The organism is Ruegeria sp. CDSC052 (assembly GCF_059610685.1).
In genome coordinates, this window is sequence record NZ_JBXWOB010000019.1 from 19,358 (window position 1) to 41,836 (window position 22,479).

At 58.2% G+C, this 22,479-nt stretch carries 21 protein-coding genes; 10 read left to right on the forward strand and 11 right to left on the reverse strand.

The genetic code is table 11. The annotated features are described in order from the left end of the window. Positions 1-3 precede the first annotated feature (3 nt). Positions 4-1,218, forward strand: coding sequence for a winged helix-turn-helix domain-containing protein (locus AC2FIM_RS19400; RefSeq protein ID WP_496679277.1), 1,215 nt, complete (start codon positions 4-6; stop codon positions 1,216-1,218). Here the strand turns inward: AC2FIM_RS19400 and AC2FIM_RS19405 are convergent. After that, a complete protein-coding gene (locus tag AC2FIM_RS19405; RefSeq protein ID WP_496708350.1) occupies positions 1,211-1,909 on the reverse strand; it encodes a fumarylacetoacetate hydrolase family protein in 699 nt (232 codons plus the stop codon). The two genes, AC2FIM_RS19400 and AC2FIM_RS19405, sit on opposite strands and share 8 nt — an antisense overlap. Before the next feature lie 616 nt (positions 1,910-2,525). Beyond that, the gene (gene hpaR, locus AC2FIM_RS19410) at positions 2,526-2,978 is read right to left on the reverse strand and encodes a homoprotocatechuate degradation operon regulator HpaR (protein WP_142637561.1); all 453 of its coding nucleotides are present in this window, start codon (positions 2,976-2,978) and stop codon (positions 2,526-2,528) included. Positions 2,979-3,206: 228 nt separating this feature from the next. Here hpaR and AC2FIM_RS19415 point away from each other — a divergent pair, with 228 nt between their 5' ends. Together AC2FIM_RS19415 and AC2FIM_RS19420 are read left to right on the forward strand one after the other, a co-directional pair. Beyond that, positions 3,207-4,619 carry a pyridoxal phosphate-dependent decarboxylase family protein gene (locus AC2FIM_RS19415; RefSeq protein ID WP_271952609.1) on the forward strand — a complete coding sequence of 471 codons (1,413 nt, stop codon included), beginning with the start codon at positions 3,207-3,209 and terminating at the stop codon, positions 4,617-4,619. A gap of 9 nt (positions 4,620-4,628) precedes the next feature. Further along, positions 4,629-5,396 carry an aldolase/citrate lyase family protein gene (locus AC2FIM_RS19420; protein WP_142637558.1) on the forward strand — a complete coding sequence of 256 codons (768 nt, stop codon included), beginning with the start codon at positions 4,629-4,631 and terminating at the stop codon, positions 5,394-5,396. Here the strand turns inward: AC2FIM_RS19420 and AC2FIM_RS19425 are convergent. After that, positions 5,393-6,535 carry a DUF3095 domain-containing protein gene (locus AC2FIM_RS19425; RefSeq protein ID WP_496702974.1) on the reverse strand — a complete coding sequence of 381 codons (1,143 nt, stop codon included), beginning with the start codon at positions 6,533-6,535 and terminating at the stop codon, positions 5,393-5,395. The genes AC2FIM_RS19420 and AC2FIM_RS19425 overlap by 4 nt on opposite strands. Positions 6,536-6,676: 141 nt before the next feature. On the opposite strand from AC2FIM_RS19425, the gene AC2FIM_RS19430 reads away from it, so the two are divergent. The 4 genes from AC2FIM_RS19430 (at position 6,677) to AC2FIM_RS19445 (ending at position 11,558) form a co-directional block, all read left to right on the forward strand. After that, positions 6,677-7,849, forward strand: coding sequence for an MFS transporter (locus AC2FIM_RS19430; RefSeq protein ID WP_496679284.1), 1,173 nt, complete (start codon positions 6,677-6,679; stop codon positions 7,847-7,849). Between the two features lie 23 nt (positions 7,850-7,872). After that, positions 7,873-8,907 carry a glycosyltransferase family 4 protein gene (locus AC2FIM_RS19435; RefSeq protein ID WP_496679287.1) on the forward strand — a complete coding sequence of 345 codons (1,035 nt, stop codon included), beginning with the start codon at positions 7,873-7,875 and terminating at the stop codon, positions 8,905-8,907. A gap of 111 nt (positions 8,908-9,018) precedes the next feature. Further along, positions 9,019-10,041: an aspartate-semialdehyde dehydrogenase gene (locus AC2FIM_RS19440; RefSeq protein WP_142637551.1), complete on the forward strand. Its 1,023-nt coding sequence runs from the start codon at positions 9,019-9,021 to the stop codon at positions 10,039-10,041. Positions 10,042-10,220: 179 nt separating this feature from the next. Beyond that, positions 10,221-11,558, forward strand: a complete 1,338-nt coding sequence (locus tag AC2FIM_RS19445) for a metal-dependent hydrolase family protein (protein ID WP_142637549.1) — start codon at positions 10,221-10,223, stop codon at positions 11,556-11,558. Positions 11,559-11,650: 92 nt separating this feature from the next. On the opposite strand, the gene AC2FIM_RS19450 is transcribed toward AC2FIM_RS19445, so the two are convergent. Both AC2FIM_RS19450 and AC2FIM_RS19455 read right to left on the reverse strand, forming a co-directional pair. Beyond that, on the reverse strand, positions 11,651-12,187 hold the full coding sequence (locus AC2FIM_RS19450) for an SRPBCC family protein (RefSeq protein ID WP_271950701.1): 537 nt from the start codon (positions 12,185-12,187) through the stop codon (positions 11,651-11,653). Between the two features lie 104 nt (positions 12,188-12,291). Beyond that, positions 12,292-12,942 carry a carbonic anhydrase gene (locus AC2FIM_RS19455; protein ID WP_142637545.1) on the reverse strand — a complete coding sequence of 217 codons (651 nt, stop codon included), beginning with the start codon at positions 12,940-12,942 and terminating at the stop codon, positions 12,292-12,294. 144 nt (positions 12,943-13,086) lie between these two features. Between AC2FIM_RS19455 and AC2FIM_RS19460 the strand changes: the two genes are divergently transcribed. The 3 genes from AC2FIM_RS19460 (at position 13,087) to AC2FIM_RS19470 (ending at position 15,656) form a co-directional block, all read left to right on the forward strand. After that, the gene (locus AC2FIM_RS19460; RefSeq protein ID WP_271950724.1) at positions 13,087-13,476 is read left to right on the forward strand and encodes a hypothetical protein; all 390 of its coding nucleotides are present in this window, start codon (positions 13,087-13,089) and stop codon (positions 13,474-13,476) included. A gap of 63 nt (positions 13,477-13,539) precedes the next feature. Then, complete coding sequence (locus AC2FIM_RS19465; RefSeq protein WP_496679299.1) at positions 13,540-14,922, forward strand: leucyl aminopeptidase family protein; 1,383 nt, start codon at positions 13,540-13,542, stop codon at positions 14,920-14,922. Then, on the forward strand, positions 14,919-15,656 hold the full coding sequence (locus AC2FIM_RS19470) for a C40 family peptidase (protein ID WP_271950695.1): 738 nt from the start codon (positions 14,919-14,921) through the stop codon (positions 15,654-15,656). The genes AC2FIM_RS19465 and AC2FIM_RS19470 overlap by 4 nt, the downstream gene beginning before the upstream one ends. On the opposite strand, the gene AC2FIM_RS19475 is transcribed toward AC2FIM_RS19470, so the two are convergent. The 6 genes from AC2FIM_RS19475 to AC2FIM_RS19500 form a co-directional block, all read right to left on the reverse strand. After that, positions 15,653-16,003, reverse strand: coding sequence for a DUF2794 domain-containing protein (locus AC2FIM_RS19475; protein ID WP_271950694.1), 351 nt, complete (start codon positions 16,001-16,003; stop codon positions 15,653-15,655). The two genes, AC2FIM_RS19470 and AC2FIM_RS19475, sit on opposite strands and share 4 nt — an antisense overlap. A 71-nt stretch (positions 16,004-16,074) precedes the next feature. Beyond that, on the reverse strand, positions 16,075-17,742 hold the full coding sequence (locus AC2FIM_RS19480; protein ID WP_281996107.1) for an ABC transporter permease: 1,668 nt from the start codon (positions 17,740-17,742) through the stop codon (positions 16,075-16,077). Positions 17,743-17,861: 119 nt separating this feature from the next. After that, positions 17,862-19,082 (reverse strand): phenylacetate--CoA ligase family protein, encoded by a 1,221-nt coding sequence (locus AC2FIM_RS19485; protein WP_496679307.1) that lies wholly within the window; start codon positions 19,080-19,082, stop codon positions 17,862-17,864. Positions 19,083-19,101: 19 nt separating this feature from the next. Beyond that, positions 19,102-19,935: an ABC transporter ATP-binding protein gene (locus tag AC2FIM_RS19490; protein WP_496679309.1), complete on the reverse strand. Its 834-nt coding sequence runs from the start codon at positions 19,933-19,935 to the stop codon at positions 19,102-19,104. 108 nt (positions 19,936-20,043) lie between these two features. Continuing rightward, positions 20,044-21,327 carry an ABC transporter substrate-binding protein gene (locus AC2FIM_RS19495; RefSeq protein ID WP_271950686.1) on the reverse strand — a complete coding sequence of 428 codons (1,284 nt, stop codon included), beginning with the start codon at positions 21,325-21,327 and terminating at the stop codon, positions 20,044-20,046. A gap of 73 nt (positions 21,328-21,400) precedes the next feature. After that, positions 21,401-22,477, reverse strand: coding sequence for a branched-chain amino acid ABC transporter permease (locus AC2FIM_RS19500; RefSeq protein ID WP_142637529.1), 1,077 nt, complete (start codon positions 22,475-22,477; stop codon positions 21,401-21,403). Positions 22,478-22,479: the final 2 nt, after the last annotated feature.

Below are 22,479 nucleotides of genomic sequence, written 5' to 3' on the forward strand. Positions count from 1 at the left end.
CCCATGGCGATGCAAAGGCTGAACAATCGGGCGGCCCGCGCCCTGTTCATGGACCGGCACGCGATGGCAGAACAGCCGTCCGGGGCTGCGAAAGGGCCTGACCTGCTTGAATTGATCAGGCGTCTGGGATTTGTTCAGCTGGACAGTATCAACACGGTCGCCCGCGCCCATGACATGATCCTGTTTTCGCGCAGGCCCGCGTATCGCGCCAAAAACCTCAAGCATGTGTATGAACGTGACCGTGGGCTGTTCGAACACTGGACCCATGATGCCGCAGTCATTCCGATGGAGTTCTACCCCCATTGGCACTTGCGGTTTCAGCGCGACGCTGACCTGCTGAAATCGCGCTGGAAAAACTGGCGTCGCGATGGGTTCGAGCAGCAATTTGAAACCGTATTGCAGCATATACGCGATCATGGGCCAGTTTCCTCGTCGGATGTGGGAAAAGACGAAAAGAAAGGCTCCGGCGGATGGTGGGATTGGCACCCGTCGAAAACCGCGCTGGAGTTCCTGTGGCGCTCGGGCGCGCTGACCGTGATCGGCAGGCAAGGGTTCCAGAAACGCTATGACCTGACCGAGCGGGTGATCGAGACGCATCTTTGCCCCGGCAACATGCCGTGTGACGCCGAACATACCGTGGATTGGCTGTGCCATGCGGCACTTGACCGGCTGGGGTTTGCGACCTCGGGCGAATTGGCGGCGTTTTGGGATACGGTCAGCACCGCAGAAGCCCGAAGCTGGTGCAAAACCGCCTTGACCGAGGGCCATGTCGAAGAGATCGAGATCGAATGTGCCAATGGTCAGGTCAGGAAACTGTTTGCACGCCCGGATGTTGCTGAACAAGCCGCGCAGATCCCCCCAGCGCCGGGTCGGATCAGAGTGCTGAGCCCGTTTGACCCCATGCTGCGGGACCGTGATCGCGCGCAGCGGCTGTTTGGGTTTCACTACCGGATCGAGATTTTTGTTCCTGCCCCTAAACGCACCTATGGCTATTATGTTTTCCCGCTTCTCGAAGGCGACCGGCTGATTGGCCGGATCGACATGAAGGCCCATCGCGATCAGTCGGTGCTGCGGGTCAGCGCCCTGTGGCCAGAACGTACAGTACGGTGGTCAGATGCCCGCACGCGCCGCCTACAGGCCGAACTGGACCGGGTTCGTCGCTTTGCCGGGTTGGATGACATAGAATTTGCCGAGAATTGGCAAAAAGACCCTATTTAGGGTCTGATATAATCAATTTGACCGGCTGCAACCCGTCAATCTCACCCTCGAGTGAATCTCCGGGATGAACCGGCCCTACACCGGCCGGCGTTCCGGTCAGGATCAAATCCCCTGGTCGCAGATGATAATAGCCGGACATGTGACTTATGATCTCGTCAATCGACCAGATCAGCTCATCCAAGGTTGCGTCCTGCCGGGTTTCGCCATTAACGCGCAAAATGATGCGTTTTTGCGGGTCGGGTTGCCAATCGCTCACGCGGGTCAGAGGGGCAAATACGGCTGCATTCTCGAAATCTTTTCCAAGATCCCAAGGGCGCTGTTTGTTGCGCTCGCGAATTTGCAGATCACGTCGGGTCATGTCCAGGGCGCAGCCAAAGCCAAACACCGCTTCCTGCACCTGAGAAGTATCAGCCTGAAAAACCGGCTTTCCGATTGCAACAGCCAGCTCCATCTCATGGTGGAAATTTTCGGTCCCCGGAGGATAAGCCGTCGTCACCCCAGACAGGACCGCGTTTGCAGCGGCCTTGGTGAAATAGAAAGGGGCCTCACGGTCGACCTCATGTCCCATTTCAGCCGCATGTGCGGCATAGTTCCTGCCCACACAAAAGATTCGCCCAACCGGGTATGTGTCGTCCTCGCCGGTAACCGGCAAAGCGATCGGATCAGGAATAGAGAACAGGCTACCCATCATCATGCCGCCATAACACAGGTTAGTTAAAGTGGATATTAAAGGGCATAAACCAGAGCAAGTCGCAATCCTTGGAAACCCGCACGCCGGTTTTTGCCGACAATTCGGTGATGATTCGGCACAGGCTTGCCCAAATCGAACCGGTAAGCCTGCGCGTGTTTCAAAATTCGCAGACATGGCTACTTATGGCGCTGGGCTTACTTTCAACATGCGACTGAAAACACTGCGACAGCTCATTCAGATTTTAGCCGTCAAACCTTGGAAAACCGCTGTATCGCGCTAGCTTGTTGCTAATAGAAAGCGTTCAGCACTGAGACGTCACCACTCACAAAGGCGGCGGACCACCAATCCTCCGCCTTCTTGCGAAGACACCCGCGTGGACGGCAGAAATCGCTGAAATCCGGGTGCGAGTATTCAGAGGACCACGGCCAAACACCCATCCCCCTGGGTAAGTTTGCGCCTGAGAAACCCCGATTTTCGGGGTCTGATGTTCTCTGAAACGTTGCCGGATCGTTTGAACACCCCTCGTATCCGGCTGTAGGCCAGGCACATGGTCCACTCGGGCCTGGCCACTCCGCCAGAGAGGTCACAAAGGCCCTCTGGCGGGGCCCACACACTGTTAGTCCCGAGAATCTGATTGTAATTTCAACTGGTGCAGATCGTTGAGAAGATCCAGCAACGCCTCATGCCGCTCTGGTCCCAGCGTGTTGCGGATTTCTTCAGCCAAAAGCAACGTATAGTCGATGTTATCCCGGATAATCCCTGCCCCTTTGACCGTGATCTCAACTATCTGCCTGCGCTTGTCGACCGGATGGCTTTTCCGCACGACAAGGCCCTTGGCCTCAAGCTTTTGCAGAATGCGGGTCAGGCTGGGCAAAAGCAGACAGGCACGGTCAGCAATATGGGTGGGCTCTTGCGGGCCTTCCTCTTCCAGCACCCGCAGAACCCGCCATTGCTGCTCGGTTACGCCCGCCTCTACAAGCATTCTACGGATAGGCCCCATAACCCGTTCCCTCGCGCGCAGCAGCGCAATAGGCAAAGACCGGGACGTCAATGGAATTTCATGAGCCATGTTAAATTCTGGCCGAATTCGGTTCATTCTTCAACTGACCTTTCCGTGTTTGGAATTCCAGGCATTTATCGCTTATTAGAGCCTAAATTATTCCATTTCTCTCTGCGGAAACATGTTCAGAAAAATCTCAGACCACTGGATTCCTGCAAAGGGCGTTGACGTTTCAACCCGGATATTCATCACTGGCACAGGATCGAAAGCGGTGTTCAGAGAAGATTGGAAGATAAAATGAACTGGGATGAATTCTCGGATTGGGGCGCCAAGATTGCTGAGTGGGCACAGGATTACCATCTGACTGTCGGCGACAATCCGGTTCGGGCCAGAACGGAACCCGGTGATATTCTTAACGCCTTACCCGCGCGCCCTCCCGAGCGCTCCCAGGCGATGGAGGAAATCTTTCACGATTTCGAACAGATCGTGATGCCTGGGATTACCCATTGGCAACATCCTCGCTTTTTTGCCTATTTTAATGCAAACGCCTCGGCCCCGTCGGTTCTGGCCGAGTTTCTAACCAGCGCCATCGCTCCGCAATGCATGTTGTGGCAGACATCCCCCGCCGCGACCGAGATGGAGACGCGGATGATGGATTGGTTGCGGCAGGCCCTGGATCTGCCCACGGGCTTTGCAGGTGTCATTCAGGATTCCGCCTCGTCCGCGACCCTGGCCGCTGTGCTGACCATGCGGGAAAAGGCGCTGAATTGGCAGGGCAACCAACAAGGGTTGTTCGGACAGAAACCGCTGCGCGTATATTGCTCGGCCGAGGTCCATACCTCGGTTGATCGTGCCATATGGGTTGCGGGGATCGGGCAGGAAAATCTGGTGCGGGTGCCCATACAAGGCGACTGGCGCGGGATGGACCCACAGGCGCTGGAAACAGCAATCCAAGCCGATTTAGACTCTGGTTATCAACCAACCGGCGTGATCCTCTGCGTCGGCGGCACCGGAACCGGCGCGGCCGATCCGGTAGAGGAATGTCTGAAGATTGCGCAAAAATACGGGCTATATTCGCATGTCGATGCAGCTTGGGCTGGCTCGGCCATGATATGCCCCGAATACCGCCATTACTGGGAGGGAGTCGAGCAAGCCGACAGCATCGTGTTCAACCCGCATAAATGGCTGGGTGTTCAGTTCGATTGCTGCGCCCATTTTCTGAAGGACCCCGATGATCTGGTACGGACACTCGCGATCAGCCCGGAATTCCTGAAGACCCACGGCAAGGACGGGATCATAAATTATTCTGAATGGTCGGTACCGCTGGGCCGCAGGTTCCGAGCCCTGAAACTGTGGTTCGTCATCCGCGCCTATGGTCTGGAAGGGCTACGTGAAAGGTTGCGCAATCATATAACATGGTCAGTGGCTCTGCATGACCGGCTGAAAGCTGAATCCGATTTCGAAATCACCACTAACCCTATGTGGTCATTGTGGACATTCCGCTATGCCCCCCCTGGATCAACCGATCTGGACGATCTGAACCTACGGCTGGTCAATGCGATCAATGATGATGGCCGCATTTACTTGACTCAAACCCGCGTTGATGGCGACTTGGTGATCCGCTTTCAGGCCGGTCAGTTTGAAACCACGCATGCAGACGTCCAAATGGCATTTGACGTGATCACTGAAATCGCCCGCTCGCTAAACTAGAGGTTCCACATGTCCGCATCCGTCAACACGTTCAAACAAGCCCTGAAAAACGGCGACCATCTGATTGGGTGTTGGTCCAGCTTTGCTGAGGCGGTAACAGCCGAGATCATGGGCACTGCCGGATTCGACTGGCTGGTGATCGACGGTGAGCACGCGCCGAATGATATCCGGTCCATCCGGGATCAGCTGATCGCGCTGGCCGCCAGTCCGACACATCCCGTCGTGCGAATCCCGGTGGGCGACACCGCATTGATCAAGATGGTGCTGGACGCAGGTGCTCAGACAATCCTGGTACCGATTGTGGAAAGTGCTGAACAGGCGCGCGATCTGGTACGTGCCTGCCACTATCCGCCCCAAGGTGTGCGAGGCGTCGGCGCGATGGCCTCACGCGCAACGCAATATGGAACGGTTCAGGACTACATTCAGACCGCAGACGATCAGATATGTCTGCTGTTACAGGTGGAAAACCGCGCCGGTATCGCCGCATTGGATGCCATTGCACAGGTAGAAGGCGTGGATGGCGTGTTTATCGGTCCGTCTGACCTGTCCACTGACATGGGATTTCAGGGAAACAGCGCCGCGCCCGAGGTCCAGGCGGTGATCGCCGACGCGATGAAGCGCATCGTTGCAGCAGGCAAAGCCCCGGGCATTCTTGGTGTCACGGATGAGGCATCGCAGGCCTATAAGGACATGGGCGCCCAGTTCCAGGCGGTGGGGATCGACGTGATGCTGCTGACACAGGCGGCGCGTGCCCTGGCCGCAAGGTGGAAGGCCTAAGCCCGCATCGCCGAGGCCGCCTGAGCATACCCGCCCGAGGCACCATCGACGAAATGGACGTGATCGTCACGGGTGGCCGAGGGGACAAAGCAGGTCATCATCGCCTCATCCTGCGCGTGCAGCCCGTATCGGATCCTGCCCTGTTTCCGGGCCTGTTCAAGAACGGTCTGAATCTGGTTCAGGGTGGCCGGGTCACAATCCAGCGTCATTTTCAGCCCGTCATCGAATTTGCGGAAATCCGCATTGCGACTGACCGTGCGCTTATAGTGTTCCGGCTCAAAATTCCCCAATCGCTTGCCAGATTTGAACAGCAGCCCGATCATCAAATTCTGCGCCAACAGCTTGATTTTCTGCAGCAAAAGATTGCGACCCGCACGGGACACATGGGCGTCCAGCGCCAAACCAGGCGGCGGCCAGCGGATCGGAGGGCCGCTTTCCGGCATCGGGTGGCCGGACCGGTCCAATCCTTCAGCGGCCACTAGAACAGCCCGTGACAGGTCGGCGAAATCGGTCTCGGTAGCGCGGGCAGTTGGCTGCACCACCACCGAGACAATCTGACCATTCTGCGCCTTGCTGTTGGACCAGCGGCAGGACAGCCCGGTCAAATCCGGCAGCGCACCGGGGGCTGCGTACGGAACCTCAAACCGGCCTGCTTTCATCTCGGCCTCGGCCCAGGCCAGACCACCGCCCGAGAACATCGCATAATCCACCCCCTCGGATGGCGCGTAACGCGCAACCCGAAGATCCTTGCCCGCCTGCCGGATTTCGGCGACGGGCACGACGGCCCCGCGCAGTGCGATCTCGAACTCTTCTTCCGCCCAGCGCCGCAAATCGGCCAGAACGCTACGTGCTGCCTCTGCCGCGCTTGCCGGTACGGCGAACCCGGCACCATCACCCCCAAAGACATAGGGAAATTCTTGCCCGCGCAGCGCATTGATCATGGCCGAGATCACCGCGGCCCCAACCATGTTCACGGCCTTGTATCGTCCCCGCTCTATCTGACCAGTGGAATCCACGACATCTGCGACACCAAGAACCCATTCCGTCGGCACCGCGGTAAAGCGTTCAGGATCGGTCAGATTGTTAAAGTCCCGCAACAGCGGAAGGCTGTCATAAAATGCGGCCTGTGCATCTTTCATTGGTTCCTCGACAATATGAATAGACCTTCAGATAGCCCAAATTTGTTCGATGTCCGCTGAAAACATCATAGCACACGCGCTTGTACATATCACGGGGACATGCCAAGCATTTGCTGGCGGGTTGGGCGAAAGAGGCGTCTCATGAAAACCGGACTGGTGGTTCTGTGTCTGGGCTATGTGCTCAGCCAATTTTTTCGCGCCTTTCTTGCCGTTCTCAGCGTCGATCTGGGGCGTGACATCGGGGCAAGGCCCGAAGATCTGGCCTTTGCCTCGGGGCTTTGGTTTCTGGTCTTTGCCGCCATGCAACTGCCAGTGGGTTGGGCGCTGGACCGGATCGGGCCGCGTTTGACGGCTGCGGTTTTGTTGCTGGCAGGTGGCGCGGGCGGCGCTGCGTTGTTTGCAGTGGCCAGCACCCCGTTTCATATCGCAGTCGCGATGGGGCTGATCGGAGTCGGGTGCTCGCCCGTTCTGATGGCATCCTATTACATCTTTGCCCGCGAATACCCGCCCGCCCGCTTTGCCACGCTAGCAGCCATCATGCTGGGCGTTGGGTCGGTCGGCAATCTGGTGGCCTCCTACCCCACAGCACTTGCGGTCGAACTGATGGGCTGGCGCGCCACAATGGCTACACTGGCCGTCGTTTCGGCCATTATCGCAGCGGGCATCTGGATCAGCGTTCACGACCCCAAACCGGTTGAGACCGAGCATCGCGGGTCAGTGCTGGACCTGCTGAAAGAACCTGCCCTGTGGGCCATCCTGCCGCTGATGCTGGTGGCCTACGCCCCCGCGGCTGCGACACGAGGCTTGTGGGCAGGTCCATATCTGAACGACGTTTTCGCCCTCAGCACCACGCAGATCGGAACCGCGACGCTGGTCATGGGGGCGGCTATGATTGCCGGCACCTTTGCCTATGGGCCGCTCGACCGGCTTTTGGGCACACGGAAATGGGTGATCTTTGGCGGCAATGCCTTGGGCGCGGCGGCGCTGGGGCTGTTGTGCCTGTGGATCGACATGGCAGTCTGGGTGTCAGTAAGTCTGATGGCGGTGATCGGTTTCATGGGCGCCAGCTTTCCGGTCATCATGGCCCATGGCCGCGCCTTCGTGCCGCCGCATCTGGTCGGGCGTGGCATGACCCTGTTGAATCTGTTCGGCATCGGCGGAGTGGGTCTGGCGCAATTTGTCACCGGCCGCGTCCATGCCGCGACAGTGGACATCAGTCCAACCGCGCCCTACACAGCGATATTCGGCTTTTTTGCAGTCACGCTTGCCATTGGATGCGTGATTTACCTATTCAGCCGCGACAGCGTTGACTGACGCTGGAACCATCGGGAGAGCCCATGTCCGACCCTGTTGTCATCGCACCGAACCTCAAGCGCAGGCTTTCCGGCGTGACCGCGACGATCGCGCGGCTGGTGCCGTTGCAAGTGCAATGGATCGACATCGCCGCAACCGGACCGGGCCTACCGGCCGATCTGCCCCATATCCCGCTGGGCCGTCTGCCATTTCTGTCGCGCAAGACCACGCGCGTCTGGCACGCGCGGCGCAATACCGAGATGCTGCTGGGCTTGATCCTGCGCAATGTCTTTCGTCTGCGCCTGAAACTACTGTTCACCAGCGCCTCGCAGCGGTCGCATACGGGCTATAGCAAATGGCTGATCGACAAAATGGACGCGGTAGTCGCCACATCGCGCAAAACCGCCGGATATCTTGAGCGGGACGCGCAGGTCATCATGCATGGCATCAACCTGCAGGATTTCACCCCGCCCGAGGACAAAGACGCCCTGCGGGGCAAACTCGGCCTGCCCGGTGGTCTGCTGCTTGGGTGCTATGGCCGTATCCGGCACCAGAAAGGCACCGATGCTTTCGTCGATGCGATGATCGACCTTTGTGGCCGTTTCGAAGACGTCCATGGCATCGTCATGGGCCGCGCGACCGAAAAACACACGGGCTTTCTGGCCGAGCTGAAAGACAAGGTCGCCAAGGCGGGCCTGTCTGACCGCATCCTATTCAAACCCGAGGTCACGGTGGATCAGATCGCCGAGTGGTACCAGGTGCTGGACTTGTTCATCGCGCCGCAACGCTGGGAAGGCTTTGGCCTGACCCCGCTCGAGGCGATGGCCTGCGGCGTGCCTGTGGTGGCAACCGATGTCGGTGCCTTTGCAGAGATCGTGACCGACCCCTCATTGGGCCATGTGGTCGAAGCGGGGAACATTCCCGCCCTGGCTGATGCCGCCGCTGAAATGCTGTCGAACCCCGAGTCGCTGGCGCAATCCGGCAGCGCCGCCCGCGTCCATGTGGAACAGAATTTCGACATCGACGGCGAGGCAAAGACCTTGGTAGCGCTCTATGAACGGCTTCTGACCGACGCCTGAGGCGATGCACCGCGTCAAATCGGTGTCATTGGGGGAAATATCCCGCGAAACCTCTTTTTTCTTTGCTGCAACGCGGCTATGAACGCGCGTCCTTAACTTTGGAGACATGAAATGGGCTATCGCGTCGTAGTCGTCGGCGCCACAGGTAATGTGGGCCGCGAAATGCTGAACATTCTGGCAGAACGCCAGTTCCCCATCGATGAACTTGCCGTGCTGGCAAGCCGTCGGTCGCTGGGAACCGAAGTAAGCTTTGGCGACAAGACACTCACGACCAAAGATCTGGACACGTTTGATTTCACCGGCTGGGACATGGCGCTGTTTGCCGTGGGATCCGAGGCGACCAAGGTCTATGCCCCCAAGGCGGCGGCGGCTGGCTGCGTGGTGATCGACAACTCGTCCCTGTATCGCTATGACCCTGCAATTCCGCTGATCGTGCCGGAATGTAACCCCGAGGCGATCCACGACTATAAGAACAAGAACATCATCGCCAACCCCAACTGCTCGACCGCGCAGATGGTTGTCGCGCTGAAACCGCTGCATGACCGCGCCAAGATCAAGCGCGTCGTCGTGTCGACCTATCAGTCGGTTTCCGGCGCGGGCAAAGAAGGGATGGATGAGCTGTGGGATCAGACCAAAGCCATCTACAACCCCACCACCGAAGTTCCGCCGAACAAGTTCCAGAAGCAGATCGCCTTCAATGTCATTCCGCAGATCGACGTCTTCATGGAAGACGGCTCAACTAAAGAAGAGTGGAAGATGGTTGTCGAAACCAAGAAGATCGTCGATCCCTCGATCAAGGTTACAGCCACTTGCGTCCGCGTTCCGGTCTTTGTCGGCCATTCAGAGGCCGTGAATATCGAGTTCGAGGAATTCTTGGACGAAGACGAAGCCCGTGACATCCTGCGCGAAGCACCAGGTATCATGGTGATCGATAAGCGCGAACCGGGCGGCTACGTCTCGCCGATCGAATGCGCAGGTGATTTCGCCACCTTCATCAGCCGCATCCGTCAGGATTCAACCATCGAGAACGGCCTGAACCTGTGGTGCGTCAGTGACAACCTGCGCAAGGGCGCAGCGCTGAACGCGGTACAAATCGCCGAATTGCTGGGCCGTGAGGTCCTGAAGAAGGGGTGAGCGATACGCACAACCCTTAGCATTGATTAAGTAAACCCCGCTGCATGGTCAGCGGGGTTTTTTTTATTGAACGTCGGCTAGGCGGACAAAGCCGACCTTGGAGAAAAGCGAGGTAATGCTTGAAAAATCTTGCTTCCGCTGAGATGGTTTATCCGACAGAATTTTCTGAGGAATTTCGAATGCATTTTCCCAAACTTGCCGCAGTTTCGTCGATTGCTCTTGCAATAACCAGTTCGCAAGCGCTCTCCCAGGATGGGGGACCGATACTGTTCACAAACGTCAACGTGTTTGATGGTGTGAATGAGGAAATGATTGCAAATGCCAATGTCGTTGTAACCGACAATCTGATCACAGATGTGTCCTCAGAACCCCTCGCCGTCGCCAATGGTATCGTCATCGACGGCGGTGGACGCACGTTGATGCCTGGCCTGATCGACGTACACTGGCACACGCTTTACTGCTGCAATCCGCAGAGCGTGGTTGTGACCGGCGATATTCTTGAGGTCGCGGTGCGGGGTGCCATCGGGTCCGAAGGCACATTAATGCGCGGCTTCACTACGGTGCGCGACGTTGGCGGCAATTCATTTGCCATAAAACGGATGATTGACGCAGGCGAGATCGAAGGCCCTCGTATCCTGCCGTCCGGCCCGCCCGTGACACAAACCGGCGGCCACTTTGACTATCGCCCCTACCAAGCGGTTCCGACGAACGGCGCGGATTCGCAATGGTACTGGTACAGCGTTGGTTTGATGGCGCAGGCTGATGGTGTTCCGGAAGTGGTCAAACGCGCGCGTGAGATCATGCGCATGGGCGCGACCCAGCTTAAGATTTCCACCGGCGGCGGGGTGTCATCTACCTATGACCCTCTGGATGTACGCCAATACACCAAGGCCGAAATCGAGGCATTCGTAGAGGTGGCTGACACCTACAACACCTATGTTGCATCTCATGTCTTCACGGACGAGGCAGTGGAGATAGCCGTTGCCGCTGGCGTTAAGTCCATCGAGCATGGCTTCTTGATGAGCCGCGAAACGATGGAACTGATGCGCGACAACGACGTGTGGTTGTCAGTGCAGCCTCTTCTGGATGACGAGGATGGCTTTTCTTTCGACGACCCTGTTAGCCAGCAGAAATGGATCGACGTCACCAACGGTACAGATTTCACCTACAAAACGGCGAAAGAAGTTGGCGTGAAAGTCGCTTTCGGCACCGACATCCTGTTCGATCCCAAACTGGCCGAACGTCAAGGCGCGTTCCTTGCCAAGTTGCAGCGCTGGTACACGCCATACGAGGTGCTGAAAATGGCGACTTCAACCAATGCTGAACTGCTCAAACTCTCAGGCCCGCGCCACCCCTATCAACAAGGCGATTTGGGTGTAATCGCAAAGGGCGCTTATGCCGACTTAATCCTTGTGGACGGCAATCCGCTGCAAGATATCGACCTGATCGCAGACCCGCATGAGAATTTCGATCTGATCATGAAAGACGGCAAAGTCTACAAGAACACGCTGGACTGAGTTCCAGATGAAGTCCTTTGCTCAAAGCCAGCTTTGTAACGACTGCTCGGGGCTCAAAGCCGCTATCCGTATACACCTCGGGGTCCTCTAAATCACCCCTGCCCCTCGACCAGCGTTTTCAGATTATCCAACCCGCGCTGGTAATCTCCGCCAACCCATTTATCCATCATCAGCCCCATCCAGCGGGACATGGGATTCATACCCAATTCGGATTCAAACCCCCAGGTCACTTTGGTGCCGCTGCCCTCCGGCTGCAGTTCAAACATGGCAATGGCAGTGCCCATTGGACCAAAATCCAAGGCGGTTCTGACCATCTGGTTTTCAACGCTTTCGGTGATCTCTTGCGAACCGGTGCCGACCTGCGGGTGATCCGACGACCAGTTCAGCACATTCCCGACCCCGGAATCAGGCCCGCCATAGGTCAGCTTCGTCTCGGGATCACGAGATAACCATGGCGACCATTTCTCGGTCTCCTGCATGGAGTTGACATAAGGAAAGATGACCTCGGGCGAGGCATCAATCGTGATGCTACGCGAAACATCTGTTTTGCCTGGCAATATAAAGGACACCCCTACCAGAACCAGAATCAAGACTAGCAAGGTGACAAGAACACGTTTGATCAATCGCATGGAATGCTCCGAATCCCTAAAATGACATCCCAAACTTATCAAAAAAACAGCGCAGAATCAGTAGTCTGATCCGCGCTGCCTGAAATTGTCGAAAATCCGCCGGGTCAGACGACCACGAATTTCTTTTCGCCGGGATCATAACACTGAAGGCCACCTTCACCGATATCTGTCCACAGACCGTGCAGGCTGAGCGAGCCGCTCTCTACCGCCGCGGAGATGAAGGGGAAGGTCATCAGGTTTTCGAGCGAAGCAACAACCGCCTGCCGTTCGAACTGGCGCGCTTGGTCGGTGCTGTCTTCGATATCGGCAACCAGATCATATTTTGGTTTGAGGATATCCATCCAGCGACCAACAAAGCTTTCTTTGGCTTCCAGTAGTGGCGCCTGGCCCTTGCACATGTCGATACAGCCCTGCACACCACCGCATTGGGAATGGCCCAGCACGATCAGATGCGCCACTTTAAGCGCGGTCACCGCGTATTCGATGGCAGCACTGGTGCCGTGATGATCACCGTCGGGCGCATAAGGCGGAACCAGGTTTGCAATGTTGCGGTGAATAAAGAACTCACCCTGATCCGCCCCAAAGATCGAGGTGACATGAACCCGGCTGTCGCAACAGGAAATCACCATGGCCCGCGGACGCTGCCCTTCGGTGGCCAGACGGCGATACCAGACCTGGTTTTCCGAATATGTGGTGGCTTTCCAGCCATGATACCGATTGACCAGATAGTTTGGCAAAGGTTTGGCGAATTCCATTCTTGTGTCCCTGTTCGTGTCTCGGTGGACTGCTGTAACCTGAATTCGAAGAAAATTCGAGCCATTATCCTGCCCCATGGCAAGGTTTTGCAAAGGAATTGCGCACCACATTCGGGCTATGCCGTGGGGGCGTATGGAATTGGGGTGAATGTGGTGGATAAGATCGTCACACTTGAACACAAAGAAACAGTGCGGCTGGATTCGGATCGTCTGAATGGGCTGTATCGACAACTGGGTGAGAAAAACGCGTTGGACGTGCTGTGTCGCACGGTCGAGGAATTGGCGGTGCGCCTGTCGAATTGCGAGCGGTTCTGGAGACAGCGTGACTGGGCCGGGCTGCGCAAATGTGCGCGATCCATTGTGGCCATTGCCGAACAGATCGGAATGATGGCGCTGGCCTGTGTGGCCAATGATGTGGCGCAGAATGTGGACGCGGGCGACTCGGTCGCCGCCGGGGCCACGCTGTCGCGGCTGATCAGGGTGGGTGAGAAATCGCTGACCGTGATCTGGGATCAGCAAGATCTTTCGGTCTGACAGGGCTTGCGGACGGTCCATGGACGGCTAGGTTGGGCATAAGCCACAACAGTCGAGATTTCCATGACCCTGTCTTTCGCTCCATCGTCGGACGCATCTGTCCCCCTTCACGTCATTGCCCAGCCGGATCTGGACGACTGGCTGGCGGGCCAGCCCGAAGCCGTGACGACCTGGGCCAAGATCAGTGGATTTACTGGTGCACTGGGTCAGGTCTTACTGATTCCCGGCGCTGACGGTGCGGTACAGTCTGCTTTGGCGGGGTATGGCACAGCCACAGGTCGGGCCCGCAAGCGGTTTCCGCTGGCCGCCGCCGCCGAAGCCCTGCCCGAAGGCACATATCACATCGCATCGGGCATAGACCAAGCGGATCTCGAAACCGAATGCCTGGGGTGGTTGCTGACCGGCTATGCCTTTGACCGCTATGCCAGCCAATCCCCGGCCAAGGCCCGATTGGTTGCCCCCGACGGCATCGACGCCGCCCGGCTAGAGGTTCTGGCCGGGGCCGAGGCCTTGACCCGCGATCTGGTCAATACACCGGCCTCTGATATGGGGCCGGAACAGCTGCATAGCGCAGCCGAAGCCCTGGCGCAGGAATTCGGCGCCTCTCTCGAGGTGGTTCTGGGCGACGCCCTGCTGGAACAGAACTTTCCCATGATCCACACGGTTGGCCGCGCCGCCGCGCAAGCGCCCCGGCTGATCGAAATGAACTGGGGTCAAAGCGGCCCAAAGCTGACCCTTGTTGGCAAGGGTGTGTGCTTTGATACCGGCGGGCTGAACCTGAAACCCGGCGCCTCAATGGGTCTGATGAAGAAAGACATGGGCGGGGCTGCCAATGTGCTGGGGTTGGCCCGGATGATCATGGCGCTGGAGCTGCCCGTGCAACTGCGTGTGCTGATCCCCGCGGTTGAGAATTCGGTTGCGGGGAACGCCTTTCGGCCCGGCGACATCCTGACCTCGCGCAAGGGGCTGACGGTTGAGATCAACAATACCGATGCCGAAGGGCGCTTGGTTCTGGCCGATGCATTGGCGCTGGCGGATGAAGGAAATCCGGACCTTGTGATCTCAATGGCGACGCTGACCGGCGCGGCACGTGTGGCGGTGGGTACCGATCTGGCGCCCTTCTATACCGCCAGCGATACCGCGGCGAACGCCTTGACCCGCGCCGCTGGCAAAGCGGCCGATCCTGTCTGGCGCATGCCTTTCCATGACCCCTATGAGGGCCTGATCGAACCCGGCATTGCCGATCTGGATAACGCTCCGGCAGGTGGTTTTGCTGGTTCGATCACCGCCGCGCTGTTCCTGCGCAGGTTTGTCGGTGACAGCCCCTATATGCATTTCGACATCTTCTCGTGGCAGCGCAGCAAGGAGCCCGGACGCAGCAAGGGCGGGTTCGGCCAAGGCCCCCGCGCCCTTTTGACGGCCCTGCCCGAGATTTTGGGCCTGTGACCCGGCAGCGCATCATACAGCCGGTCGTTGACCTGATGCGTGACCCCGACGGTCCCCGCGATCGCCAGCTGTTGTATGGGGATAACCTTCGCACGGACGAAGAGCGTGACGGCTGGAGCCGGATCACTGCGGACAAGGACGGCTATGCGGGCTGGGTCCGGTCAGACTGTCTGGCCCCCGACTTGCCTGCCACCCATTGGATCACCGCGCCCTCAACCCATGCCTATGAGCAGCCCGCGATGAAATCCCGGGACCGAACCTCGCTAAGCTTTGGCAGCAAGGTTCAGGCGCTGTCTGAACAGAATGGATTTCTTGAGACGGAACTGGGCTTTATCCCGGCCATACACGCCAAACAGATCAACGTCACCCTGACCGATCCGGTCGCCGTGGCCGAGCTGTTTCTGGGAACGCCCTATCTTTGGGGCGGCAACAGCCGGTTCGGACTTGATTGTTCAGGTCTGGTTCAGGCCGGAATGCTGGCTTGTGGGCTGCCCTGCCCCGGTGATAGTGGCGACCAGGAGCGTGATCTGGGTCAGGCGCTGACCCCTGGCACACCCGCTCAGCGCGGTGATCTGCTGTTCTGGAAAGGGCATGTGGCCTGGGTCTACGGCGACAATATGCTGCTGCACGCAAATGCGTTCCACATGGACGTGACCTTTGAGCCGATGGATGTTGCAATCACGCGCATTCTGGACCAGGGCGATGGGCCCGTGACCGCCCATAAAAGGCTCTAATCCAAGTCGACCGACCGTATCAGCTTGCGTTCCAATACCCGCAGAACCGTGCGCAGATCATGACCGCGTTTCAGGATGCGACCATCCATACCGACCACCGAATACATCCCTTGTCGTGCCCGCAGACGCGGGTCCTTTTCAACCCGATAGATCGGATGTTCTGCCGTGCGGCGGAAGATGGAAAACACCGCCATATCACACAGGTTCGAAATCCCGTAGTCGCGCCATTCTCCGGCGGCGACCATCCGGCCATAGACAGAAAGGATTTGGGACATCTCGTGCCGATCGAACGCGACGGGCATCTGGGTCGAGTTTGCAGAATACCGGCTGGGAGGCTGCATGTTCATGGCTCAAGCCTTGCCGGAAAACGCGTTCGAATCAAGCCCATCCGCAAATAGGTGTGGTTTTTTGGTCAAGTCTAACGCTGTCGCCCGACTTGCCGACAGATCAGGATCACCGGCAGCAACCCCACTGCCAATATGACCAGCGAGGGCACAGCAGCGCCCTCTAACCGCTCGTCTGATGCCAGCCTATAGGCCTGCACCGCCAGCGTATCGAAATTGAAAGGTCGCATGATCAGGGTCGCGGGCAGTTCTTTCATCACGTCCACAAAGACGATCAGCAGCGCTGTCAGCAGCGATGGCGTCAGAATAGGCAGATGCACCCGGCGCAACGTCCCTAGCGGCGTCTGCCCCAAAGACCGCGAGGCCGCATCCATATTGGCATGCACCGTGCTCTGCCCTCCCTCATATGCGCTGAGCGCGGCGGCCAGAAACCGCACCATATAAGCGGCTACCAACAGCCAGATCGAACCGGTAACAAGCAACCCGGTCGACAGGTCGAAATTCTGCCGCATCCATGCATCCAGTGCGTTATCGAAACTGGCAAAAGGCACCATCAGCCCGACGGCGATCACACCGCCTGGAACCGCATAGCCCAGCCGCGCCATGTACCCGGCACCAGAGGACACCCTCCCCGGCCGCAATCGCTGAAAGAACCCAACGCTGATGGCCGCAAAGACCGTAACAAACGCCGCCACACCGGCCAGCGTCAGCGAATTCTGAATGAACCCGAGATAGCGCCGTGACAGAAGGTTCTGTTCGGACTCCATCCCCATCTGAACCAGAATGAACACCGGCAACAGAAATCCGAACAGCACCGGTATGGCACACAGGGCAAAAGCCGCGCCCGCTTGCCAGCCCTTCAGCCGGGCGGATGGTAGCGAGGCGTGGCTTTTGCCTGCCTGATAGTATTTGGCCTTCCCGCGCTGCATCCGTTCTGCCACGGCCATGACCAGCGCAAAGCCCAGAAGGCAGAGCGCCAGCTGCGCCGCACCCACCCGATCACCGATCGAAAACCAACTGGTATAGATACCCGTGGCAAATGTCTGCACCCCGAAATAGGCCACGGTGCCGAAATCGGCGATGGTTTCCATGATGGCAAGCAGCACGCCACCCGCAATCGCGGGACGCGCCATTGGCAGCGACACGTGCCAAAAGGCCAGCCACGGACTTTTGCCCAACGCGCGCGCTGCCAGAAAGGCCGTTGCACTCTGCTGCAGAAAAGCGGCCCGGGCCAACAGGTAGACGTAAGGATACAAGACCAAGATCAACATCACCGCCGCACCCTCGGTCGACCGAATCTCGGGGAACCAATAGTCGCGCGGGCCCCAGCCCGTTACCTGACGCAGGGTGGTCTGGACAATGCCCGGGTGATCAAGAATGAATGTATAGGCATAGGCCAGCACATAGGCCGGAAAGGCCAGCGGCAGCACCAACGCAATTTCCAGAATGCGCACGCCAGGGAACCGCGTCATCGTCACGAGCCAAGCTGCGCCCACGCCGATGGAAAACGTGCCCGTGGCCACCAGCACGACCAGTATCAGCGTCGTCATAGCATAGCCGGGCAGAACAGTTTCCAGGAGATGCGAAACCGTATCCGTGCCGCCCGTCGTTGCGGCCAGAACAACCGCAAGCATCGGCAACAGACAGGCTGCCGCCACAAGGCAGGCCACCACGCCGACGAGGCGTGTACCTACAGCGCCGCGGTTGCGCCTTCCGTGCTCAGAGATTTCGATATCGGCCATGATCCCGGCTTTAACTGGCTAAGGCGCAGAGTCCGTCTTTAATCGACCAAAACGCTCGGAAACACCAGTGGGCAGCGAAACAAATCTGCGACACATACTGCCGCAGAGTTGCACAGCCTTCATTCGTAGACGCGCTGATCCTCGATCACCAAACCATCTTTCGGCAGCGATCCCGGCGCCACGACTTCGATCGCGCCTTTCAGCTTCAGTACCTCGACGACGGATTTCGCATAAGCCAAGTCATTTCCGCCGGCGCTTTCGATCTGAACCGTCATCGTGTCCATCTCACCCTGGCGGGCGGCAATGACGCGCGCCTTGACGATTTCATCATGCTTGTCGACCAGCGCCGCGACCTGTTCAGGGCGCACGAACATACCCTTGATCTTGGTTGTCTGATCCGCGCGTCCCATCCAGCCCTTGATGCGCATGTTGGTACGACCGCAAGGTGACTGACCAGATTGAACCGCCGACAGATCACCGGTGGCAAACCGGATCAGCGGATAATCGGGGTTCAGTGAGGTCACGACAACCTCACCCACTTCACCCGGCGCGACCGGGTTTCCGGTTCCGGGGGTGACGATCTCGACGATGACATGCTCATCAATGATCATCCCGTCCATCGCGGGGCTTTCATAAGCGATGCTGCCCAGATCGGCGGTGGCATAGCATTGCAGACAGGCGATACCGCGATTGGCGTACTCCTGACGCAAAGACGGGAACAAAGCACCGCCGCCAACAACGGCAGTCACGAAATCCAGTGCCACGCCCATCTCATCGGCCTTGTCCAAAATGACCTTGAGGTAATCCGGTGTGCCCGCATAAGCGGTGCAGCCGACATCGCGCGCGGCGGTTACCTGCAGTTCGGTTTGGCCTGTGCCGGCAGGCAGCACCGCAGCCCCCACCGCCCGCGCGCCACTTTCAAAGATCATGCCCGCCGGGGTCAGGTGATAGCCAAAGCAATTCTGAACGATGTCTCCGGGCCCGACACCTGCTGCGTGCAGGAACCGCCCCATCCGCCACCAGTCGTGATCGGTGCTGCCGGGCTCATAGATCGGGCCGGGCGACTGGAAAACATGATGGAAATGCCGGGCCGGTTTGACGGTAAACCCGCCAAAGGGCGGGCGCGACGCCTGCGCCTTAGCCATATCGGACTTGCGCAGAACTGGCAGCTTCACAAGGTCGTCCAGCGACTTTACAGCTGCCGTATCAACATCCGCCATATGCGCCGCAAACCCCGGAGCCGAGTTCGCGCGCGTGATCTGTACCTGCAACGCCTCAGACTGTTCAGAGGCGCGCTGGTCGGCCGAGCGGGTTTCTAGCGCATCGTAGAATTTCGTCATCGCCAAATCCTCCATCCGCCTACAGCCACCTCTTGCGGCGGCGGTATGAGCGCACATCGCGGAAGCTTTTGCGGCCGTCATCCGACATGCCCAGATAGAATTCCTTAACATCGGGGTTTTCGCGCAGCTCGGCAGCTGGGCCATCCATCACCACGCGGCCGGATTCAAGAATATAGCCGTAATGTGCGAACCTGAGCGCCACATTGGTGTTCTGCTCGGCCAGCAGAAACGAGACGCCCTCTTTTTCGTTCAGATCTTGGACGATGCCGAAAATCTCTTCGACAAGCTGCGGGGCCAGCCCCATGGACGGCTCATCCAGCAGGATCGTCTCGGGCCGCGACATCAGCGCCCGACCCATCGCAACCATCTGTTGCTCTCCGCCCGACGTGTAACCCGCCTGGCTGCGGCGGCGTTCCTTCAGACGTGGGAAATAGGTGTAAACAAGGTCCAGATCCTGTTGGATCGCGGCCTTACCATCTTTGCGGGTATAGGCGCCGGTCAGCAGGTTTTCCTCGACCGTCAAATGTTCGAAACAATGGCGACCCTCCATCACCTGGATGACGCCTTTTTGCACCAGATCGGCAGGCTCACTTTCATGCACGCTGGTCCCGCGATACTTGATTGATCCCTTGGTGACTTCGCCCCGTTCCGAATGCAGCAGGTTCGACACCGCCTTGAGTGTGGTGGTCTTGCCTGCCCCGTTGCCGCCCAGCAGGGCCGTAATGCCCCCTTTGGGCACCGTTAGGCTGACGCCTTTCAGCACAAGGATCACATGATTGTAGATCACCTCGATATTGTTGACCTCAAGCAGGGTTTCCGCCTGCACGTCAGTGGTTTGTGCCGCATCCAGCATCAGCGCGTGTCCTCATGCCTGTCCCGAGAGGGACCGTTGGGATAGAGCGGCGGCTACCCGCCGCTCTGGTCAGTTTCGCGGCCCCGGATCAAGACCGGGGCCAGCCACTTATTCACACCCAGGTGTGATGTTGTTTTCCGCTGCATAGGCTGCAGAATCTTCTTCGATCAACGTGTTGATCACATCTGCATCGGTCGGCTGGAAGTCCTGAACCGGGTTCCAGGTTCCGGCCGCAGCATCCCACTGCACAACGCCGACAAGGCCGGGTCCGCCGTGATTTTCGCACGAGACCGAGAATTCAGGCCCGAAACCGGTCATGCCCAGCGCTTCCATCTTGGCGTTGGTCATTTCCAGCGCCTCCATACCATCGCGCATCATGGATGCGTCGATATCAGCGGTATTGTGGATTCCCTGCGCAGTCTTCACAGCTTCAGCGGCCAGCATGGCGGCATAGAGACCGCGGTTATACTGAACCGAGCCAAGCTGATCGCCCGCACCCGCCGCTTTGCCTGCATCCACCACGTATTTCTGCAGATCGTCATAGACCGGATAGTCCATGCCCAGCCCGGTAAAGGTCAGTGCCTTATAGCCGTTTGCCTTGTCGCCCGCGGGCTGCACGTCAAATTCAGCGCCAGACCACCAGACACCGATGAAGTTTTCCATCGGGAAGCGGATGTTCGCAGCTTCCTGCACCGCGACCTGGTTCATCACGCCCCAGCCCCACATGATTACATAATCAGGCTTTTCGCGGCGAATTTGCAGCCACTGCGATTTCTGTTCCTGACCGGGGTGGTCAACAGGCAGCAGCGTCAGGTCGTACCCGTGCTTTTCAGCCAGGGTCTCCAGCGTGCGGATCGGTTCCTTGCCATAGGCCGAGTTGTGATAGACCAGTGCGATTTTCTTACCGTTCAGGTCACCATCGTTTTCGCTCAGCAGATAGTTGATCGCGCCCGACGCTCCGTTCCAGTAGTTGGCCGGATAGTTGAACACGTGGCTGAATACCTTGCCGTTCGCAGCAGAGGTCCGGCCATAGCCCATCGTGTGCAGCGGAATTCCATCTGCGGTCACTTTTGGGATCAACTGGTAGGTAATGCCGGTCGACAATGGCTGATATACCAAGGCGCCTTCGCCCTTTGTGGATTCATAGCATTCCACGCCTTTTTCGGTGTTATAGCCGGTTTCGCATTCGATCACATTGGCCGAAACACCTCCGATGCCGCCATCACGCTCGTTGAGCAGTGTGAAATAATCGGCATAGCCGTCAGCAAACGGGATACCGCCTGCCGCATATGGTCCCGTCCGATAGCTGAGCGACGGGAACACAAGGTCGGCCATGGCCGGACCTGCGGCCATCATGGCGCCCAGCGCCAGGGTTGCCAGTTTCGTCTTCATCGGGTGTCTCCTCCCTTGATTGGTCCGATGTTGAATTCGGGCTTTGCACCCGTCTTGTCTTTGGGCCTGCCCGTCAGTGCGGAAACGGCCAGAGTCTGAGTTTCTCTTTCGCCACACGCCAAAGCTGCGCCAGTCCATGCGGTTCCAGAATCAAGAACATGATGATGAGTGCGCCGACGATCACCAGATTGAGATGCGCAACGATATCAGTGGGCCAGCCCAGTAGATCGACACCGACCACCTTCAAAACAACCGGCAGCAATACCAAGAAAGCTGCCCCGGCGAAGGAGCCGAAGATAGACCCTAATCCGCCGATAATGACCATGAATAGGACCAGGAACGATTTCTGGATGCCAAAGACTTCGCCAACCTCAACCGCGCCCAGATAGACCGCAAAGAATAGCGCCCCCGCGATACCCACAAAAAATGAGCTGACAGCAAAGGCGGTCAGTTTTGCCTTGAGCGGGTTTACCCCGATGATCTCGGCCGCGATATCCATGTCGCGGATCGCCATCCATGTCCTGCCGGTCGTTCCCCGAGTCAGGTTCCGTGCAATGATGGCGCAGAAGGTCAGGAAGATCAGGCAGAACAGATAGGTTGCCCAGGCCGGAGCATTCGGGCCTGTGATGATGATGCCGAACACATCCCGCTCGGGCGCGTTGATCTGCCCAGATGCCGAGTAGTTGTAGAACCACGGCACACGGTTGAACAGCCACACCAGAAAGAACTGCGCCGCAAGCGTGGCCACGGCCAAATAGAACCCTTTGATCCGAAGCGAAGGCAATCCGAACAGAACACCGACAATGGCGGTGATCCCGCCCGCAAGGATGACATGGATGAACATGCTGACTTCGGGAAAGGCCGTCATCAGCTTGTAGCAGGCATAGGCCCCCACAGCCATGAACCCACCGGTACCCAGCGACACCTGCCCGCAATAGCCAACCAATACATTCAAACCGATGGCGGCGATCGCATAGATCAGAAACGGAAGCAGCAGCGCGTTCGCCCAGTAGTCATTGATGATGAATGGAATGATCCCAAATGCCACTGCCAGCACCACATAGTACCGATACCGGTCAAATTTGATCGGAAAGGTCTGGCTGTCTTCCACGTAAGAGGTTTTGAAATCTCCGGCCTCGCGATAAAACATGT

Bases quoted from the DNA above. Each gene is read 5' to 3' on its own strand.
- AC2FIM_RS19495 (WP_271950686.1), bottom strand. From the start codon at position 21,327: ATGAAGACGAAACTGGCAACCCTGGCGCTGGGCGCCATGATGGCCGCA.
- hpaR (WP_142637561.1), bottom strand. From the start codon at position 2,978: ATGGCTCATGAAATTCCATTGACGTCCCGGTCTTTGCCTATTGCGCTG.
- AC2FIM_RS19425 (WP_496702974.1), bottom strand. From the start codon at position 6,535: ATGAAAGATGCACAGGCCGCATTTTATGACAGCCTTCCGCTGTTGCGG.
- AC2FIM_RS19475 (WP_271950694.1), bottom strand. From the start codon at position 16,003: ATGAACATGCAGCCTCCCAGCCGGTATTCTGCAAACTCGACCCAGATG.
- AC2FIM_RS19430 (WP_496679284.1), top strand. From the start codon at position 6,677: ATGAAAACCGGACTGGTGGTTCTGTGTCTGGGCTATGTGCTCAGCCAA.
- AC2FIM_RS19435 (WP_496679287.1), top strand. From the start codon at position 7,873: ATGTCCGACCCTGTTGTCATCGCACCGAACCTCAAGCGCAGGCTTTCC.
- AC2FIM_RS19400 (WP_496679277.1), top strand. From the start codon at position 4: ATGGCGATGCAAAGGCTGAACAATCGGGCGGCCCGCGCCCTGTTCATG.
- AC2FIM_RS19405 (WP_496708350.1), bottom strand. From the start codon at position 1,909: ATGATGGGTAGCCTGTTCTCTATTCCTGATCCGATCGCTTTGCCGGTT.
- AC2FIM_RS19455 (WP_142637545.1), bottom strand. From the start codon at position 12,942: ATGGAATTCGCCAAACCTTTGCCAAACTATCTGGTCAATCGGTATCAT.
- AC2FIM_RS19420 (WP_142637558.1), top strand. From the start codon at position 4,629: ATGTCCGCATCCGTCAACACGTTCAAACAAGCCCTGAAAAACGGCGAC.
- AC2FIM_RS19485 (WP_496679307.1), bottom strand. From the start codon at position 19,082: ATGACGAAATTCTACGATGCGCTAGAAACCCGCTCGGCCGACCAGCGC.
- AC2FIM_RS19465 (WP_496679299.1), top strand. From the start codon at position 13,540: ATGACCCTGTCTTTCGCTCCATCGTCGGACGCATCTGTCCCCCTTCAC.
- AC2FIM_RS19480 (WP_281996107.1), bottom strand. From the start codon at position 17,742: ATGGCCGATATCGAAATCTCTGAGCACGGAAGGCGCAACCGCGGCGCT.
- AC2FIM_RS19440 (WP_142637551.1), top strand. From the start codon at position 9,019: ATGGGCTATCGCGTCGTAGTCGTCGGCGCCACAGGTAATGTGGGCCGC.
- AC2FIM_RS19500 (WP_142637529.1), bottom strand. From the start codon at position 22,477: ATGTTTTATCGCGAGGCCGGAGATTTCAAAACCTCTTACGTGGAAGAC.
- AC2FIM_RS19450 (WP_271950701.1), bottom strand. From the start codon at position 12,187: ATGCGATTGATCAAACGTGTTCTTGTCACCTTGCTAGTCTTGATTCTG.
- AC2FIM_RS19445 (WP_142637549.1), top strand. From the start codon at position 10,221: ATGCATTTTCCCAAACTTGCCGCAGTTTCGTCGATTGCTCTTGCAATA.
- AC2FIM_RS19490 (WP_496679309.1), bottom strand. From the start codon at position 19,935: ATGCTGGATGCGGCACAAACCACTGACGTGCAGGCGGAAACCCTGCTT.
- AC2FIM_RS19415 (WP_271952609.1), top strand. From the start codon at position 3,207: ATGAACTGGGATGAATTCTCGGATTGGGGCGCCAAGATTGCTGAGTGG.